Annotated in this window: 16 protein-coding genes; 8 read left to right on the top strand and 8 right to left on the bottom strand. The window is 63.7% G+C overall.

The features are described 5' to 3' along the window. Positions 1-98 precede the first annotated feature (98 nt). Positions 99-461, top strand: a complete 363-nt coding sequence (locus tag P9254_RS11955; protein ID WP_095824430.1) for a nuclear transport factor 2 family protein — start codon at positions 99-101, stop codon at positions 459-461. Between the two features lie 197 nt (positions 462-658). Here the strand turns inward: P9254_RS11955 and xylB are convergent, their stop codons facing one another. The 3 genes from xylB to P9254_RS11940 all read right to left on the bottom strand — a co-directional run bounded on the left by xylB (position 659) and on the right by P9254_RS11940 (position 4,256). Further along, complete coding sequence (gene xylB / locus P9254_RS11950; RefSeq protein WP_278054913.1) at positions 659-2,113, bottom strand: xylulokinase; 1,455 nt, start codon at positions 2,111-2,113, stop codon at positions 659-661. Positions 2,114-2,195: 82 nt separating this feature from the next. Beyond that, positions 2,196-3,521, bottom strand: a complete 1,326-nt coding sequence (locus P9254_RS11945) for a tetratricopeptide repeat protein (RefSeq protein WP_278054912.1) — start codon at positions 3,519-3,521, stop codon at positions 2,196-2,198. Positions 3,522-3,632: 111 nt separating this feature from the next. After that, a complete protein-coding gene (locus P9254_RS11940; protein ID WP_066996047.1) occupies positions 3,633-4,256 on the bottom strand; it encodes a LysE family translocator in 624 nt (207 codons plus the stop codon). Between the two features lie 230 nt (positions 4,257-4,486). Here P9254_RS11940 and P9254_RS11935 point away from each other — a divergent pair, with 230 nt between their 5' ends. The 6 genes from P9254_RS11935 (at position 4,487) to P9254_RS11910 (ending at position 10,237) form a co-directional block, all read left to right on the top strand. Then, positions 4,487-5,254, top strand: coding sequence for a L,D-transpeptidase (locus P9254_RS11935; protein WP_095799144.1), 768 nt, complete (start codon positions 4,487-4,489; stop codon positions 5,252-5,254). A gap of 122 nt (positions 5,255-5,376) precedes the next feature. Next, entirely contained in the window at positions 5,377-6,543 is a 1,167-nt protein-coding gene (locus P9254_RS11930; RefSeq protein ID WP_278054910.1) for a diphosphate--fructose-6-phosphate 1-phosphotransferase, read from the top strand. Further along, positions 6,543-7,289, top strand: coding sequence for an MBL fold metallo-hydrolase (locus tag P9254_RS11925; RefSeq protein ID WP_278054909.1), 747 nt, complete (start codon positions 6,543-6,545; stop codon positions 7,287-7,289). Before P9254_RS11930 ends, P9254_RS11925 begins: the two co-directional genes overlap by 1 nt. A 191-nt stretch (positions 7,290-7,480) precedes the next feature. Beyond that, the gene (locus P9254_RS11920) at positions 7,481-9,025 is read left to right on the top strand and encodes a DegQ family serine endoprotease (protein WP_095824378.1); all 1,545 of its coding nucleotides are present in this window, start codon (positions 7,481-7,483) and stop codon (positions 9,023-9,025) included. A 627-nt stretch (positions 9,026-9,652) separates the two neighbouring features. Then, the gene (locus tag P9254_RS11915) at positions 9,653-9,859 is read left to right on the top strand and encodes a DUF680 domain-containing protein (RefSeq protein WP_066996029.1); all 207 of its coding nucleotides are present in this window, start codon (positions 9,653-9,655) and stop codon (positions 9,857-9,859) included. A gap of 147 nt (positions 9,860-10,006) precedes the next feature. Continuing rightward, the gene (locus tag P9254_RS11910) at positions 10,007-10,237 is read left to right on the top strand and encodes a DUF680 domain-containing protein (RefSeq protein WP_066996024.1); all 231 of its coding nucleotides are present in this window, start codon (positions 10,007-10,009) and stop codon (positions 10,235-10,237) included. Positions 10,238-10,341: 104 nt separating this feature from the next. Here the strand turns inward: P9254_RS11910 and P9254_RS11905 are convergent, their stop codons facing one another. The 5 genes from P9254_RS11905 to P9254_RS11885 all read right to left on the bottom strand — a co-directional run bounded on the left by P9254_RS11905 (position 10,342) and on the right by P9254_RS11885 (position 16,856). Further along, the gene (locus P9254_RS11905) at positions 10,342-11,454 is read right to left on the bottom strand and encodes an ABC transporter ATP-binding protein (protein ID WP_066996021.1); all 1,113 of its coding nucleotides are present in this window, start codon (positions 11,452-11,454) and stop codon (positions 10,342-10,344) included. Between the two features lie 32 nt (positions 11,455-11,486). Then, positions 11,487-13,151, bottom strand: coding sequence for a beta-galactosidase BglA (gene bglA / locus P9254_RS11900; protein ID WP_278054906.1), 1,665 nt, complete (start codon positions 13,149-13,151; stop codon positions 11,487-11,489). A 4-nt stretch (positions 13,152-13,155) separates the two neighbouring features. Further along, complete coding sequence (locus P9254_RS11895) at positions 13,156-14,310, bottom strand: carbohydrate ABC transporter permease (RefSeq protein ID WP_066996015.1); 1,155 nt, start codon at positions 14,308-14,310, stop codon at positions 13,156-13,158. Position 14,311: 1 nt separating this feature from the next. After that, positions 14,312-15,325, bottom strand: coding sequence for a carbohydrate ABC transporter permease (locus tag P9254_RS11890; protein ID WP_066996012.1), 1,014 nt, complete (start codon positions 15,323-15,325; stop codon positions 14,312-14,314). 175 nt (positions 15,326-15,500) lie between these two features. Further along, on the bottom strand, positions 15,501-16,856 hold the full coding sequence (locus tag P9254_RS11885; RefSeq protein WP_278054904.1) for an ABC transporter substrate-binding protein: 1,356 nt from the start codon (positions 16,854-16,856) through the stop codon (positions 15,501-15,503). A gap of 361 nt (positions 16,857-17,217) precedes the next feature. Here P9254_RS11885 and P9254_RS11880 point away from each other — a divergent pair, with 361 nt between their 5' ends. After that, entirely contained in the window at positions 17,218-18,240 is a 1,023-nt protein-coding gene (locus P9254_RS11880) for a substrate-binding domain-containing protein (RefSeq protein WP_278054902.1), read from the top strand. Positions 18,241-18,242: the final 2 nt, after the last annotated feature.

Raw genomic sequence — 18,242 nt, 5'->3', positions numbered from 1 at the left:
TCCAACTGCTTTCGCCGATTACCTCAGGCGTAATTGGTTTGGCGCTTCCGTGGGTCCAAAAGGGTCATGTCGAAACGATCCAATGAAGGATGAAGACCATGACCGACCTCAACACGATCGCCCGCAACTACATCACCGCCTGGAACGAGAGCGATGCGGCGCGCCGCAAGACCCTGCTCGAGGCCGCCTTCACCAGCGACGTCAGCTATCGCGACCCGATCATGCAAGGCGACGGCCACGACGGCCTCGCCGCGCTGATCGACGGCGTGCAGCAGCAATTCGCCGGCTTCCGCTTCTCGCTGAAGGGTGAGCCGGACGGTTTTGCCGACCGCATCCGCTTCTCGTGGAATCTGGGCCCTGAAGGCGCAGAATCCGTCATCGAAGGCACCGATATTTGCGTCATCGAGAACGGCCGCCTGAAGAGCGTCACCGGCTTCCTCGACAAGGTGCCGGCGCAGTGAGGCTAACCGGGTAAGGGAGGCGCGAGGCACCCCCCTGTGGCCTGCCGGCCATCTCCCCCGCAAGCGGGGAGATCGGCTTTCATCTAGGATTTCGCCAATCTCCAACGCTGCAAAAGGGAGCGAGGCGCCCAAGCTGCCAATCTCCCCCCTTGAGGGGGAGATGCCCGGCAGGGCAGAGGGGGGTGCCTCGCGCATACTCACGCGGTTACCGCCCTGATCGCCGGATAGAGCGCACGATAGCGTTGATAAGCATCTGCATACGCCCCACCAAGCGCGGCATCCGGTTCGATCGTCGCATCGGTCGCCGGCGCGGTGCAAACGGCAAGCGGATCGGCGCCGGTCGCGGCGATCAGCCCGAGACGCGCCGCGCCGAAGGCGGCGCCGAAATCGCCGTCGGCCGGGATGTCGACCGGCAGCTGCAACGCGGTGGCGATCGCCTTCAGCCAGTAGCGCGAGCGCGAGCCGCCGCCGATCGCCGTCACCCTGGTCAGGGTCGTGCCGGCCGTTTTCAGCGCCTCGAGGCTGTCGCGGAAGGCAAACGCCACGCCTTCGAGCACGGCCTGGGTCAGCACGGCGCGGCTCGATTGATGCGCGAGGCCGGTGAAGGAACCACGAATGGCCGCATCATTATGTGGCGTGCGTTCGCCGGAGAGATAAGGCAGGAAAGCGATGCCTGTCGGCGCCTTGAGCTTGTCGCCGAGCTCGCCGGTCAGGTCGCCGGCGCCTTTGCCGGTGATCTCCGACAGCCAGTTGAGCGAATCGGTGGCCGACAGGATGACCCCCATCTGGTGCCAGGTGTTGGGCAGCGCATGGCAGAAGGTGTGCACCGCGCTTTCCGGATTGGGCAGATAGGAGGCGTTGGCGGCAAACAGCACCCCCGACGTGCCGAGCGACACGAAGGCGTGGCCGGCGCCCACGGTGCCCATGCCGCAGGCCGACGCCGCATTGTCACCGGCACCGCCGGCGACCGGAATGCCTGAAGCAATACCCCATTTCGAGGCAAGCTCGCCGCGCAAGCCGCCGGCCTTCGCCGTGCCTTCGACCAGCGACGGCATATGCTTCTCGTCGAGCGTTGTCGCGGCGAGCAGTTCGGAGGACCACTGCCGCTTGCCGACGTCGAGCCAGGATGTGCCCGCCGAATCCGACATCTCCGAAATATGCTCGCCGGTCAGCCAGAGCCGCAGATAGTCCTTGGGCAGGAGCACCTTGGCGACAGCGGCAAAAACACTGGGCTCGTTGTCCTTCACCCACACCAGCTTCGGCGCCGTGAAGCCCGGGAAGACGATGTTGCCGGTGAGCTTGCGGAAACGCGGGTCGGCGTCGAGCGCCGCTGCCTCGACATGGCTGCGGGTGTCGTTCCAAAGGATGCAGGGACGCAGCACCTTGTCCGAGGCGTCGAGCAGGGTCGCGCCATGCATCTGGCCGGAGAGGCCGATACCCTTGACCGCTGCAAGCTCCTTGGGATGGGAAGTCTTGAGCTCGGCAATCGCTGTCTGGCAGGCTTCGATCCAGTGCGCCGGATTCTGTTCGGACCAGCCGGCATGCGGCCGCGAGACGTCCAGCGAGCCGTGGCCGGACCCGACGACCGTCTGGCGATCATCGATCAGGAGCGCCTTGACGCCCGAGGTGCCCAGGTCGAGGCCGAGATACATGATTTCCTCCCGATGCCATTAATTTTTTCGGGTCTCGAAAAAATCTGGCTTGGCCAGTTCTTAAGCCAAGATCCGCCTCCGGTCAATTCTCTGACAAATCGGCCGCGCGGCGCGAGAACAGCGCCGACAGCGGGCTGTCCGGCCGCGCCAGCTGACGCTCGGCGGTCAGCGCCCGCGCCAGCGCGCTGTCACCGGCACGCAGCGCCGCCTCGATCAGCATCAGGTCGATCACGTCGCGTTGTGCATGGCTGCCGCCGAAGCGGTGCGCGATCCAGCGGATTGGCCGGATCAGGCGCACCACTTCTCCGTAGTTGCCCTCGCCGAATGCTTTGATCGCCAAGGTCAGAGGGTGGCCGACGTCGCGCGTGAATGCGGCGTTATCGTCATCGCCGCGCATTGCTTCGCGCTGCGCTTCGAGCAGGGTCTGGGCCGGCGCGTGCAGCCCGGCGCCGACAAAGGCCATCATCGCATGGGCATCGTTGAAGGCGTAATTGCCGGCGGCCGCCTTTGGCGCCCAGTTCGCCGCAAGCGCCGCCCAGCGGTCGCCGACATCGACGCCGTGGAGATAAAGTCGCCACAGGATCGCCGAGGCGTCGACCATGTTGAGCGCCAGCGTCGAGCGGTCGCCGTAGATCGGCCCGTCATAGAGGTGGAGCACCTCGTTTGTCTCGCCGAGATCGTAGTGGAACAGCGCCAGATGCCACCAATTATGGATTTTGAGAAAGCTGTCCTTCGTCCACGCCTCCGGATTGGCGCGCATCCAGGCGATGCCCTCCCTTTGCCGGCTTTGCATTTCCATGACATGCGCGACCGCGTGCTGCGCCCAGCCGTCGCGCGGCTCGATCTCGATGGCCTGCCGGCCGAAGGCTTCGGCGCGCGCATAGTCGCCCATTTCCTCCAGCCCGAAAGCCTGCATGCCGAGAACGGCATGGTAGCCCGGCATGTCCTTCTCCCAAGCCGGCAACGCCCGACCGATGCGGTCGCGCAGCATGCGCGCATTGCCGATGAAGAAGTCGATCTGGTGGCCAACCTGCAGCGCCACCGCATCGAGCGGGTTGTCGATGGCGACGTCCTCGAGGATGCGGGCGGCGTCATGCCAGCGGCCGCTGGCAAGATGGCCGAGCGCCGCGACATGCGCGCGCTCGCGCGCGGTGCCGGCGAGCGGCAGCGCCGCCGCATGGCAGGTTTGCGCAATCGCCATCGCCTCCCGCTCGGTGGCGAGGCCGAACAGATAGCCCTTGAACACATGCGCCATCACGAAGCTGGGCTCATCGGCGATCGCGCTATCGATGGAGCCGACCGGGTCGCCGATGAAGCACTGCAGCTCACGGACGGCTCTGGCGTAGGACGAAAGCCCGGCTTCGGTCGCGCCCGAGTGCGTCAGGCCGAATGCGTCCTTCAGCGCCATAGCCGCGTCCTTTGATGCCTATTCGTCCGGTCGGACCGATGCAATCCTAGAACATCGACCGTCGGCCCGCCAACCGGCGAGGGCTTCGACTGTGTCGAACCGGACTTCTCCTCAATTCCCCGAACGCATCGCCACCGTGGCGATGCCGGCGCCGACAAGCAATGTCCCGCCGGTGCGGTTGAAGATACGGATCGCCCTTGGGTTGCGCACGATGGCGCGCGCTCGCGAAGCAATCAGCGCATAGCCGAAGGCATTGCTGAAAGCGAGCGCCAGGAAGGTCGCTTCGAAGATCAGCATCTGCGTCCAGAAATCGGCATGCCGGTCGAGAAACTGCGGCAGGAAGGCGACGAAGAACGTGATGCTCTTCGGGTTGAGCGCCGTGACCAGCCAGGCATGCGCCATCATCCTTGCCGCCGACACGGCGTCGGTGCGCGGTTCGGCCTTCAGCGCGCCGCCGGCGCGGAACAGTTTTATGCCGAGATAGATGAGGTAGCCGGCGCCGATCACCTTGAGCACGGTGAACACAGTGGCCGAAGCCGCAAGCAGCGCGCCGATGCCGAGCATCGAAAGCGTCATGGCGGTGAAATCGCCGAGCGCGACGCCGACTGCCATCGGCAGCGCCGTACGCCAGCCCTGGCCGAGCGCATAGGAGACGACCAAGAGGATCGTCGGGCCCGGGATGACGAGGAGGATGGCGGAGGCAGCGGCAAAGGCAGCCCAGTTTTCGAAGGACATTTCCCTACTCCTTGAGCGCAAAGAACAGGATAAATCCTGGGGTACGCGAGATTGTAAAGAGGCGTTGGAGAAAATCTTCGGCGCCGGCCTGCCCTGGCACCTGGCCCGGACAACGCCCTGTCAGGGTTAAGTGCGGGCAAAGTTCTTTCACCCTTTTTCAACCATGACTGACGAAAATTGCAGCCATTCGGCCGGACCGTGCTTCCCGCCGACAGCGTAGGGTTTGGTGTATGCGCGAGTTGCCGCAAAGTCTGACGCCGCCTTCGAGCGGCGAAACCGTCGAAACCGAAGTTCCGCTTTCCCGCCGCGCCGTGCTTTCAGGCATGGGCGCCATGGCGCTGCTCGGCATGGCCGGCTGCAGCACCACCGACACGCTCGACCTGCCGCAATTGCAGATCGACGACACCACCACCGGATCGGTGCCGATCCGACCGGCGATCAGCGTCGACAAGAACATCACCGGTCCCGACGTGATGTATGCTGCCTTGACCGACAACGGCTTCCAGGTCCCGGCGGTGCCCTACCAGAAGGTCAAGCCGGAGTTCCGTCGCCAAATCGTCGTCGACAAGACCGGCGAAGCGCCCGGCACCATCGTCGTGCATTTGCAGGAGCGCATGCTTTATCTCGTCCAGCCCGGCGGCGACGCCATCCGCTACGGCGTCGGCATCGGTAAGGACGGCTTCCGCTGGTCGGGCCGCGCCAACATCCAGTACGGCAAGGAATGGCCGGTCTGGACGCCGCCGCCGGAGATGGTCAAGCGCAAGCCGGAACTGGTGAAATGGCAGGGCGGCCAGCCCGGCGGCCTGACCAATCCGCTGGGCGCCCGCGCGCTTTACATCTACCAGAACGGCAAGGACACCGGTTACCGCATCCACGGCTCGCCCGAATGGTGGACCATCGGCCAAGCGATGTCGTCGGGCTGCGTGCGGCTGATCAACCAAGACATCATCGACCTCTACAACAGGGTATCGAAGAAGAACCCAGTCGTCGTCGTCTGATTTTTTCGGCGGTCAGCACGGCCGCTATTTTTTCGGGATCATGCGCCTCCTTTCTCCCGTTGCGTGATGCCGCAAGACAGGCGAAGGTGCTCTGAAAAGCTTCGCCTCGGGAGAGAACGATCATGGCCGGAACCTTTGTCATCGCGCAGGGCGGCGGCCCGACCGCCGTCATCAATCAGACGGTCGTCGGCGCCACGCTGGAGATCCGCAAGCGGCATCCCGGCGCCAAGGTGCTGGGCTCCATCCATGGCGTGCGCGGCATCCGCGACGGCAACTATGTCGACCTCTCAGCCATCCCCGAAGATCGGCTGCGGCTGATCGCCGGCACCCCGAGCGCCGCCCTTGGCTCGACCCGCGACAAGCCAGACGCGGCCTATTGCGAGGTCATCCTCAACGGCCTCAAGAAGGCCGGCGCCGATGCCTTCATCTATATCGGCGGCAACGACACTTCGGGCACCCAGCAGATCCTGACCGACGCCGCCGGCGGCGCGATGGCCTTCGTGCATGCGCCGAAAACCATCGACAACGATCTCGAGGAGAACGACCATACGCCGGGCTTCATCTCGGCGGCCGAATTCGTCGCCGGCGCTTTCCTGTCGGTCGATTTGGATTTCCGCGCGTTGCCCGGCATTTATGTCGGCATCGTCATGGGCCGGCACGCCGGCTTCCTGACTGCCGCGGCCGCCGCCTGGCAACTCGATCCGGATAGCGGTCCGCATCTGGTCTATGTACCGGAGCGCGCCTTCTCCGCCGAGCGTTTCATCGATGATGTCCGCAAGACGCTCGACCGTCACAAGCGCTGCATCGTCGCCGTCTCGGAAGGCGTCAGCACCGCCGACGGCAAGGCGTTGGTCGAGAGCCTGGTGCCGCCGGAAAAGCTCGAGCGCGACCAGCACGGCAACGTCAAATTGTCGGGCAGCGATCTGCCGGCGGCGCTCGAACGCGCTTTGGCGGAAGGCCTGCCAGGCAAGCGGGCGCGCGTCGATGCCCTGGGCTATATGCCGCGCGGCTATGTCGGGGCGATCAGCCCCGTGGACGCCAAGGAAGCCTTCGAAGCCGGCGCGTTCGCCGTCGCCGTTGCCGAGGAGGGTGGCGGCTCGGTGGCGCTGCAACATGACGGCACCAAGACCGTGCTGAAGAAGGTGCCGCTCGAGGCGGTGGCCGGCAAGACCCGCCACATGCCGGACAATTTCATGAAGCCGGACGTCAACCAGTTGTCCGAGGCCGGCATGGCCTATCTGAAACGGTTGGTGCCGGAAAAATACAAGGTCGGAAAGCCGTTCGTCTGATGGGCGACCTTGTGGTGGGCGACTGGTTCGGCAAATCCATTGTCGATGCCAGAACGACGATGCTGACCGAGCCATTCGTGCACGATTTCGTGCGCGCCAATATTTGGCATTTCAAGGGCCGGGACGCCGACCTGCTGGTCGACACCGGCATGGGCATCTGCCCGCTGGCGCCCGAGATCGACACCCCGGCCGGCAAGCCGCTGATCGTCGTCGCCACCCACATCCATCTCGACCATGTCGGCTCGCTGCACGAATTCCCGCTGAGGATGGGGCCGAAGGTCAGCGCGGGGGAGTTCGATGGCATGGATGATGCCGTCACCTACGCCAACATGTTCCACAATCTCGACGATGCGGTGTCCAAATTGCCGGCGCCCGGCTGGAAGGCGGCTGACTATCGCATCCCTTCCGCACCGTTGACGCGAATGCTCGACGAGGGCGACATCGTCGACCTCGGCGACCGGAAGTTCCGCGTGCTGCATCTGCCCGGACATTCGCCGGATTCGATCGCGCTGTTCGATGAGGCCGACGGCCTGTTCTTCGCCGGCGACGCCATCTATGACGGCATGCTGATCGACGACCTGCCGGATTCGGACCGCGCCGCCTATTGCCGCACCATGCAGCGGTTGCTCGAACTGCCGATACGCATCGGCCATGGCGGCCATGGCCCGAGTTTCGGCCGCGCGAGGATGGGAGAGATCGCGTCTTCCTACCTACGCCGCCGAGAGCGCTTCGTGAGCGCTGTCTGAATTAAATCTTTGTAAGGTCGCGCCAAAACCCTAATTCGGACCATTCCACGCCCTAAATGCGTGGCTGTCGATCCGGCCGGCTGCCATGCATGGCGAGACGGGCAATCCCGGCCGTCGACACGCCGACGGGCGCGTCCTTGGAGAGAGCCGTCCGCGGCGCCGGATCAACTCTCGCCCGGACAGAAACGACCATGTCACCATTTAGCATTCTTCGCAGACATCGCGTCGCGGCCCTGCTGGGCGCTGCGCTGATCATCTCCCCCGTCGTTGTTTCCTTTGCGCAAAATCCCGGCAATGCCGGCCTGAGCAACGTGGTCGCGACGACACAGACGCCGGTCGCCGGCATTACCGCCCCGAACGGCTCGTTCGCGCCGGTTGTCGCCACCACCAAGCCGGCAGTCGTGACCGTGACGACCGTGATGAAAGCCCAGCCCGGCGCGACGGACGACGGCTCGCCTTTCGACGGCAATTCGCCCTTCGACCAGTATTTCCAGCAGTTCTTCGGCGACCAGGGCATCCCGATGCCCAAGACGCCGCCGCAGCAGGCGCCGCGGCAGGAGGCTTTGGGCTCCGGCTTCATCGTCGGGTCCGATGGCACCATCGTCACCAACAACCACGTCATCGACGGCGCGACCTCGATCAAGGTGACGCTCGACGACGGCACCGAGCTTCCCGCCAAGCTCGTCGGCCACGACGCAAAGAACGATCTGGCGGTGCTCAAGGTCAAGGCGAGCAAGCCGCTGCCGACCGTCAAATGGGGCGATTCCGACAAGCTGATGACCGGCGACCAGGTGCTGGCGATCGGCAATCCGTTCGGCATCGGCACCACGGTCACCGCCGGCATCGTCTCGGCGCGCGGCCGCGACCTGCACAGCGGGCCGTTCGACGATTTCATCCAGATCGACGCGCCGATCAACCACGGCAATTCCGGCGGCCCGCTTGTCGACGTGAAGGGCGATGTGGTCGGCATCAACACGGCGATCTATTCGCCCAATGGCGGCAGCGTCGGCGTCGGCTTCGCCATTCCTTCGGACCAGGCGCAAAAAGTGGTCGACAAGCTTATGAAGGGCGGTGACATCGAATACGGCTATCTTGGCGTGCAGATCCAGCCGGTCACGCAGGACGTCGCCAGCGCCATCGGCCTCGACCATCCGGGCGGCGCGCTGGTCGCGGCGGTCACCGAGGGCTCGCCGGCGGCCAAGGCCGGCATCGAGACCGGCGACGTCATCACCGGCTTCGCCGGCCAGGAGATCAAGGACCCCAAGGATCTGTCGCGCGCCGTCGCCGACGTCTCGCCCGGCAGCAAGGAAACGCTGAATGTCTGGCGCAACGGCAAGGCGATGCAGATCTCGGCCGATGTCGGCCGCAATGCCGAAGACCAGAAGACCGCCTCGAACGGCGAAGGAGGCAAGCCATCGGCCGAACAGGGCCTGCGCGTGCCCTCGCTCGGCCTTGGCCTTACGGACCTCACGCCGGACATCCGGGAGCAGCTCAACCTGGCCGACAACCAGCGCGGCGCCGTGGTCGAGCGCGTCAACCCGGACAAGGCGGCCTCCGCGGCCGGCATTGAACCCGGCGATGTCATCGTCGCCGTCGACCGCACGCCGGTGAAAAACGCAAGGCAAGCGAACCAGGCGATCGCCGAGGCCGGCAAGTCCGGCAGGAAGTCGGTGCTGCTGCTGGTCGATCGCGGCGACGCGCAGATATTCGTCGCCGTGCCTTTCGCCGCCGGCTGAGAAAACTTCCAAGGAGCCTGCCGGCCTCTTCGGCAGGTTCCGCCGACAAGATTTCGGTTGCCCGCAAACGAGGTCGACTTCCGCGACGAGTTGATTGAACCGGACGATCGTCGCGACGGCTTCGATCTGGTGCTGACGCTGACGCGCGAGCAGGCTCGGCGCCCGGCCGGCGCGATCCTTCCAGATCGGAGAGAAGGTCTTCAGACGACGCTGCGCCCAGAGTTGCCGACGCCTTTGACCCCGTGGACGCCAAGGCTTCCGAATCGACCCGGCAGGTCCAAGATGGTTAAGCGGTATCGGAAAGTGACTATTAGGAGATTCTAAAATCGAACCGAACAGTTCGTTTCTGTTGACGGTGCGTGCAGGACGGGGTGAACACTCGGCGCGCGTATACACTTGGTGAGCCAAATGGATAAATGCGATAACCAACTGATTCAACAGTGTAAAAACCGATCGTGGCGGGCGATTGGTACAATTTCAAGATGGGGATTCATGGGCCAGCCGAAACAACTTCGTGATTGGAATCCGGCAGCCGGCTCACCCACATCGGGGCTGTCCGAACGACGCGATTTTCACTCCCAAGACACGCCGCTAGACGGACGAAAAAAACATACTGGAGTACCAAAAATGAAAAAGATTGTTCTCACTGCCGCCGCCCTTCTGGCCATTTCCGGCAGCGCCTTCGCTGGTAGCGACAACTACGGTTCCAACGCCGCCAATCAGCCGGCCGCCGCGGTCGACACTTCTCGCACGGCCTCGACCCACAGGTCGGAAGCGGCCGCTCAGAAGCCCGTCACCCAGGGCGCGGACCACAACCTCTTCGGCAACAACTAAACTGCCGAACCTGGCCATGATCCATCAGGGGCCATGGCCGACAGGAGACAGGCGGTGGGTTCACCCGCCGCGTCCCCAAGGCATGTCGCCCAAAAGTGTACCCCAGTTTTGGAAACGACATCAGGTTAAGAATTCAGGAGTATTGAAATGAAGAAGATCGTTCTTGCCGCAACGGCCGTTCTGGCCCTCTCCGGCGCAGCTTTCGCAGGCAGCGACAATTACGGCTCGGCTGGCGCCAGCCAGCAGGCCCCTGCCGTCGACACGACCCGCACTTCGTCGGTGGGCACCGACTCGCCGGTCTACAAGCTGCTGAACTCGTCGAATGACGTGCACAAGTCGGCCCCGCAGGGCAGCGACCGCAATCTGTTCGGCCGCTAACAGCCGCAAGCAGTTGACGAAAAAGAGCGGCGAAGGCAAACCTCGCCGCTCTTTCTTTAGCCGGACCGTCTCGCGCCTCTTGGCCGAAACGGCAGCACCGCGCGTCAGGCCGCCTTCGCCTCGTCGCGATGCAGCGTGAAGGAATGCCCCTCCGCGTCGAAGATGTGCAGATCCCCGGCGCCGGCATTGAGCCGCAGCGTCTCGCCGCGCTTGACCTCGACATTTCCCGGCAGTTTGGCCACCAGCGGCAGATCGGCGCGGCCGATGTCGACATAGACGAGCTGAACCTCGCCGAGCTGCTCGATATAATCGACCTTGCCTTCGAACAGGTAATCCGTCCCGGTCGCGATCGCGAGATCCTCGGGCCGCACGCCGAAGCTCACCGCCGCGCCGTTCGCCGAAGCGGGCGTTGTGATCGGCACCGTCGCCTTGCGGTCGCCGACATGGCTGACCACGGTCGGATTGCCGGCCTTCTCGATCTTCGCCGGCAATATGTTCATGGCCGGCGATCCGATGAACTGCGCGACGAAGAGATTGCCGGGCCGCTTGTAGAGCTCCATCGGCGTGCCGACCTGCTCGACGACGCCTTCCTTCAGCACCACGATGCGGTCCGCCAGCGTCATCGCCTCGACCTGGTCGTGCGTGACGTAGATCATCGTCGTGTTCGGCATCGATTCTTTCAGCTTGGCGATCTCGATGCGGGTGGCGACGCGCAGTGCCGCATCGAGATTCGACAGCGGCTCGTCGAAGAGGAACACCTTCGGATTGCGCACGATGGCACGGCCGATGGCGACGCGCTGGCGCTGGCCGCCCGACATCGCCTTGGGCAGGCGGTCGAGATACTTGGTGAGCTGCAGGATCTCGGCCGCCTGGCGCACGCGCTTGTCTATCTCGGCCTTGCTTTCCTTACCGATCTTCATCGAGAAGGCCATGTTGTCGTAAACGGTCATATGCGGATAGAGCGCATAGGACTGGAACACCATGGCGATGCCCCGCTTCGAAGGCGGCACGTCGTTCACAACTTCGCCGTCGATCTGGAGCACGCCGGAGGTGATTTCCTCAAGACCGGCAATCGACCTCAGCAAGGTCGACTTGCCGCAGCCCGACGGCCCGACGAACACGATGAACTCGCCCGATTTGATGTCGAGGTCGATGCCGTGGAGAATGTTGAGGTTGCCGTATGATTTCTTCACCTGGTTCAGCGTGACATCGGCCATGGTTTCCTCTCCAGTGATTGTCTGTTCTCAACTCAGTCGATCCGCCCGAACCAGGCACCATAGCCGCCAAGGCGGATGGGCCCGGTGCCACCTTGTCCCGAAAAGCCGTGTCCCGGCAAGGCCTGCAGCGCGCCTTTGCCGAGATCGACTTCGGCCGGCTTGCTGCCGAGGTTGAAGACGCAGGCGATGCGTTCGTTGCCTTCGCAGCGCGTGAAGGCGACGGTGTCGCCATCGCTTTCGATGAAGTCGATGGCGCCCTTGCCCAGCGCCGGATGCTGACGCCGGAAGGCGAGAAAGCGCCGGTAGTGCTCGAGCAGCGAGCCCGGATCGCCCTGCTGCACATTCACGGCTTGCGCCAGATGCTTGCCGGGCACCGGCAGCCAGGGCTTGGCGGTCGAGAAGCCGCCATTCTTGGCCGCCGCATCCCACACCATCGGCGTGCGGCAGCCGTCGCGGCCCTTGAATTCCGGCCAGAAACGGATGCCGTAGGGGTCTTGCAGGTCCTCGAATTTGAGTTCCGCCTCGCCGAGGCCGAGCTCTTCGCCCTGATAGATGCAGACCGAGCCGCGCAGCGACATCAACAGCGCCGAGATCACCTTGAGATAAGCGCTCGGGTCCGCTTCGTTGGCGGCCCAGCGCGAGGCCACGCGCATCACGTCATGATTGGAGAAGGCCCAGCACGACCAGCCGTCGCTGGCGACCCGGCCGAAAGCCTCAAGTACCGCGCGCGCCTTGGCGGCGCTGATCTTTTCCGGTGCCAGGAAGTCGAAGGAATAGCACATGTGAACGCGCTTGCCGTCGGCGGTGTAGGCGGCCACCACTTCCAGCCCGCGCTGCGAATCGCCGACCTCGCCGACGGCGGCTTGCGCCGGATATTCGTCGAGCAGCGCGCGGAAGCGCTCAAGGAAACCGAGATTCTCCGGCCGGCTCTTGTCGTAGATATGGTCCTGGTAATTGTAGGGGTTCACGGCCGGCGCCGTCTGGTCGTTGCGCTCTTCCGGCGGCAGCGGCGGGTTGTCCTCCAGCCCCAGGCTGTGGAAGTAGAAATTGATGGTGTCGAGCCGAAAGCCGTCGACGCCGCGCTCCAGCCAGAAGCGGGTGATGTTGAGCAGCGCGTCCTGGACCTCGGCGTTGTGGAAGTTGAGATCGGGCTGCTCGGCCAGGAAATTGTGCATGTAATATTGCTGGCGGCTTGTATCCCATTGCCAGGCCGAGCCGCCGAAGATCGACAGCCAGTTGTTGGGCGGCGTGCCGTCGGGCTTGGCGTCCGCCCACACATACCAGTCGGCTTTCGGATTGGTCCGGCTGGAGCGGCTTTCCTTGAACCAAGGGTGGATGTCGGCGGTGTGCGACAGCACCTCGTCGATCATCACCTTGAGGCCCAACCGATGGGCTTCCGCCACCAGCGCGTCGAAGTCGGCCAGCGTGCCGAACATCGGATCGACGTCGCAATAGTCCGACACGTCGTAGCCGAAATCCTTCATCGGCGATTTGAAGAAGGGCGAGATCCAGATGGCGTCGACGCCGAGCGAGGCGATGTAGGGCAGCCGCCGGACAATGCCTTGCAGGTCGCCGATGCCGTCGCCGTTCGAGTCCTGATAAGAGCGTGGATAGATCTGGTAGATCACCGCGCCCCGCCACCAGTCGCGGTCGACGGCGGGGTCCGGTCTCGAACTCGTCTTCAAAGCCGATTGCATTGTCTCAACCTCCTTTCACCGAGCCGGCAAGCAGCCCGCGGACGAAATAGCGCTGCAGTGAGAAGAACACGATCAGCGGCACGATGATGGTGATGAAGGCCGATGTCGTGAGGATTTCCCAATTGCCGCCTCTCGAGCCGAGCAGCGCGTTGAGTTGCGCCGTCAGCACGATCTGGTCGGGCGCCGTGCCGAGGAAAACCATCGCCACCAACAGATCGTTCCACACCCACAGGAATTGAAAGATGGCGAAGGAGGCAAGCACCGGGAAGGACAGCGGCAGCACGATCTTGACGAAGATCTCGAAATCGCTGGCGCCGTCGATCCGTGCCGATTCCATGATCTCGCGCGGCAGGCCGGCGATATAGCTTCTGAGCAGGTAGATGGCGAAGGGCAGGCCGAAGCCGGTATGCGCCAGCCAGATGCCGAGATAGGTTTTCGACGGCACGCCGAAGAAGGTCCCGACGCCGTTGTAGAGCTTGAGCAGCGGGATCAGCGACATCTGCAGCGGCACCACCAACAGGCCGATGATCACCGCAATCAGCAGCGCCCGTCCGGGAAAGCGCATCCAGGCCAACGCATAGGCGGCGAAGGCGGCGATCAGAATCGGGATCACTGTCGCCGGAATGGTCACGGTCAGCGAGTTCATGAAGGAGCGGCCGATGCCTTGCGACAGAAGCACGTTCTCGTAGTTTTCCGTGGTGAATTTCGGCGGCGCCGAGGATGCATAGTAGACGCGCTGGCCGCGATCGCCTTCGAAGGCCTTCGGCGAAGACAGCACGAAGGTGCCGTCGGCGTTGACCTGCAGCGACACCCCATCGCCGAGATCGGCAGCCGTGCCGGCCTTGTATTGTGTCGGCGCCGCCGCCTTGGTGCCGAAGGCGCTGATCGCACGCTTAGCGCCGTCGCCGAAGACGTTGCCTTCGATGACGTATTTGCCGTCCTTCTGGGTTTGTGCGGACGCAGCCGGCAGACGCCCAGCCTCGGTCTGGCTGGAGCTTGAGAAGGAGTTCCACCAACCCGACGCGATGATCTGGTCCTTGTCGCGCAGCGACGACACGAGGATGCCGAGTGTCGGGATGGTCCAGATGACGACGAAGACCAGCACGGCGAGATGAACGCCGAATCGGCCGACGAAGGACTTTCCGCGGGTCGCAGCCATCTCAGTGTCCTCCCGTCTCTTTGTTGGCCTGGCGAATGTTCCAGACCATGATCGGGATGACCGCGATCATGATGATGATGGCGATCGTGGCACCGCGGCCGAAATCGCCGCCGCCGCGGAACATCCAGTCGAACATCAGATTGGCGAGCACCTGGCTGTTCCATTGGCCGTTGGTCATGGTCAGCACGATGTCGAACACTTTCAGCACCAGGATGGTGATGGTGGTCCAGACAACTGCGATCGTCCCCCAGATCTGCGGCACCATGATCTTCCAGAAGATCTGGAACGGGTTGGCGCCGTCGATCACGGCCGCCTCCAGCGTCTCTTCCGGAATGCCGCGCAAGGCCGACGACAGGATCACCATGGCGAACCCTGTCTGGATCCAGATCAGGATCACCATCAGGAAGAAATTGTTCCAGAACGGCAGCGATATCCAGACCTGCGGCTGGCCGCCGAAATACTGGATGATGGCGTTGAGCAGGCCGATCTGCACCTGCCCCTCGCCGCGATACTCGTAGATGAATTTCCAGATCACGCTGGCGCCGACGAAAGAGATCGCCAGCGGCAGGAAGATCAGGCTCTTGGCGATCGTCCCCCACCAGATCTTGTCGGTGAGCACGGCGATGATCAGGCCGAGGAAGGTGCAGGCCGCCGGCACCACCGCCAGCCATAGGATGTTGTTGAAAATCGAGTTGCGGAAATCCTGGTCGCTGAACGCCCATTGGTAGTTGGCGAGGCCGACGAAGTGCTCGCCGCCGCGGTCGAGAAAAGAGAGCCGCAGCGTCTCGATCACCGGATAGATCAGATAGATGGTCAGGATGATCATCGCCGGCCCGACGAACAGCCATGGCCGCACCAGCCCTTGCCGGCGCAGATTGTCGACGGCGGCGCTGCCGGAGACGCCGCGCGACGGAAAGATGAGATCGAGCAGCTTGTTGGCGCCCCAGAAATACGCGACACAGCCGCCGACGCCGATGATGATGACGAATATGGCCGAGAAAATCTGAGCCGCCATGGGTCCCTCTCCCTGGGCATGACCGGCCGGCCAAGGCTGGCAGCCGCATGCGCCGACTTTCAGTTATTCGGAACGCGAAGGCTTCCGGCGTGCGTTGCCGGTCGGACCCGGGCCGTAGCCCGGATCCAGTAGGAGGATGAGGAAAGTCTCGGGTCGCGCGCGGCGGCCTCTCTGCTTACTTGATGGCATCCCAGCTCTTCTGGATATCGGCGGCGACGTCCTGGGCGGACTTGCCGCCGACCAGGTCGATCATGCCGGTCCAGAAGGAGCCTGCGCCGACCTTGCCGGGCATCAGGTCCGAGCCGTCGAAACGCACCGTGGTGGCCCCGACCAGGATCTCGCCCTGCTTCTTCAGCGCGTCGCTGCCATAGGCGTCCTTGTTGGCTCCCTTGAAGGGCGTGACGAAGCTCTTCTGCGCCATCCACAATTCATGCGCGAGCGGCATCTCGAGGAACTTGATGAACTCACGCGAAGCCTTGGAATCCTTGGTGATCATCACCAGCGTTCCGGCCACTTCCAGCGGCGTGCCCAGTTCCGGCTTCGAGGCGTAGGGCGGGTAGGGGAAGAAGTCCGCATCCTGGCCGAGCTTCACATTCTCCGGGAAGAAGGAAGGAATGAACGATGCCTGATGGTGCATGTAGCACTTCGGCGGCACCGTAAAGAGGCCCTTCGGGCTGTCGCGGAAGTCGGTTGCCGCGACTGCCTTGGCACCGCCGTCGACCATCTTGTCATCGGTTGCGATCTTGCCGAAGATGTCGAGGGCGTTGACCACGGCCGGATCGGTGAAGGGAATCTCGTTCTTCACCCATTTGTCGTAGACTTCCGGCGGCTGGGTGCGCAGCATGATGTCCTCGACCCAGTCGGTCGCCGGCCAGCCGGTGGCGCCGCCCGAACCCAGGCCGATGCACCAGGGCTTGCCGCCGTCGGCAATGATCTTCTTTTCGAGATCGGCCAGTTCCTCCTGAGTCTTCGGAACTTTGTAGCCTGCCTCCTCGAAATTATCTGGCGAGTACCAGACCAGACCTTTCACGTCGATCTTGTAGGGAAAGGCATAGAAGCCCGGCTTGCCGTCCTTGCCCGTATAGGTGCCGAGCTTGGCCCAGGAGTCGCCGGCGGCATAATTTTCCTTGATCCAGGCGGCGACGTCGTCGCCCAGCGGGGTCAGCACACCCTTGGAAGCGAGATCCTGGATCAGTCCCGGCTGTGGCAGGATGGCGATGTTGGGCGGGCTGCCGGCCTGTGTGTCGATGACGATCTGCTGCTCATAATTCTCGGACGAGGAGTATTTGACCTCCGCTCCCGTCGCCTCGGAGAAATAGTCGAGCACCGAACGCACGAGCGTCTCGTCCTCGCCGCGCCACGGACCGAAGATGGTCAGCGTTTCGCCCTTGAGGTCGACCTTTTTGAGATCGTCGTAATTCGCCCAATGAAACTTCGAATCTTCGCCCGGCTTGAATTTCAGTTCGGCATGTGCCGGCAGGCCAAGGGTGAGCGCAGCGAACGCAGCACCCAAGAGAAGTATTTTCTTCATGGCAGTCCTCCCAGTGTTGAGACAGTTCGGACGAAACCTCCATCTCGTCCGCCGACGCCCACGGAACTGTGACTCAGCGAGAAGGCAACCGCAACCTTTCGAAGAGTCTTCCAAAGCGCTTTGGCTAAATCTGACCTCGCCATTGAATCATGCGGAAGTCAAGAGGTCGGCCGTGCTAATCGATTTAAACCCGCCTGCGAGTGAAGGAAAAAGTGCAATGCAGCAAGCTTTTTTGGCGCTGCAGCAGCAATTTCGGCTTCAAACTGCCTGTGGCGGCCCCTAAGGTCATGACGTTCCGACGACGGTGCCAGCGATCCTCGGATCGATTCAAATTGAAAGCGCTTTGAGGCTGGAGGCCTCGATGAACCTGAAGCAACTCTCGCACATGCTGTCGCTTTCGCAGACGACGGTAAGCCGGGCGCTGAACGGCTACCCGGAGGTCAACGAGGAGACGCGGCGTCGCGTGATGGATGCCGCTAAGCGCCACGGCTACCGGCCGAACCCCAGCGCGCGGCGGCTGGCCACCGGCAAATCGGGAATGATCGGCTATGTGCTGCCGACGGGCAACGCCGTCGACATCGATCCGCATTTCGTCGAGTTTCTTTCGGGTCTCGGCGACTATGCCCGCTCGCACGAGCTCGATCTGGTGCTCTCGCCGGCCGATGCCGACGACCAGGAGACGACCTATCGGCGCATCGTCGCCAACCGCCAGGTCGACGCCGTCTACATTTCCTCGCCACGCCCGGCCGACCGGCGGCTGGCGCTGGTCAACACGCTGGGCATCCCCTTCATCGTCCATGGCCGCAGCGAGGGTTTTGAGTTCGACTATCCCTATCTCGATATCGACAACGAGGGCGCCTTCCACGAAGCGGCCAGGCTTCTCGTCCAGCTCGGCCACAAGCGGCTGGCTCTGATCAACGGCGACGACCGCGAGACCTTCGCCATCCATCGCGAGCGCGGCGTGCGCCGGGCGCTTGCGGCCAGCGGACTGACGCTGGGCGAGCGCCACATCTGTTCCACGACCATGACCGAGGAAAATGGCTATCGCGCCGCCCGCCGCCTGCTCGAAGAAAGCGGAGCCCCGACGGCGATCGTCTGCTCCAGTCTGATCATGGCGCTCGGCGTCGTCCGCGCCGTGCGCGATCTCGGCCTGACCATTCCGGGCGATCTGTCGCTGGTCGCCCATGACGACGTCTTTCCCTGGCTGCGGCCGGAGAATTTCCCGGTGCCGCTCTCGACCACCCGCTCCTCGATCCGCCTTGCCGGCGCGCGCGTGGCCGAGCGGTTGGCGGCGCGCATATCAGGGCTGGAAGAGGGCGCGCGCGGCGAGGTCTGGCCGGTCGATCTGGTGGTGCGGGGGTCGGTGGCCGGCGCGCCGGTGTAGGG

The sequence above is a fragment of the Mesorhizobium sp. WSM4983 genome, from assembly GCF_029625765.1.
Classification (GTDB): Bacteria; Pseudomonadota; Alphaproteobacteria; order Rhizobiales; family Rhizobiaceae; genus Mesorhizobium.
Note: the sequence above shows the minus strand (reverse complement) of the source record. Positions and strands in the feature narration are given on the sequence as shown.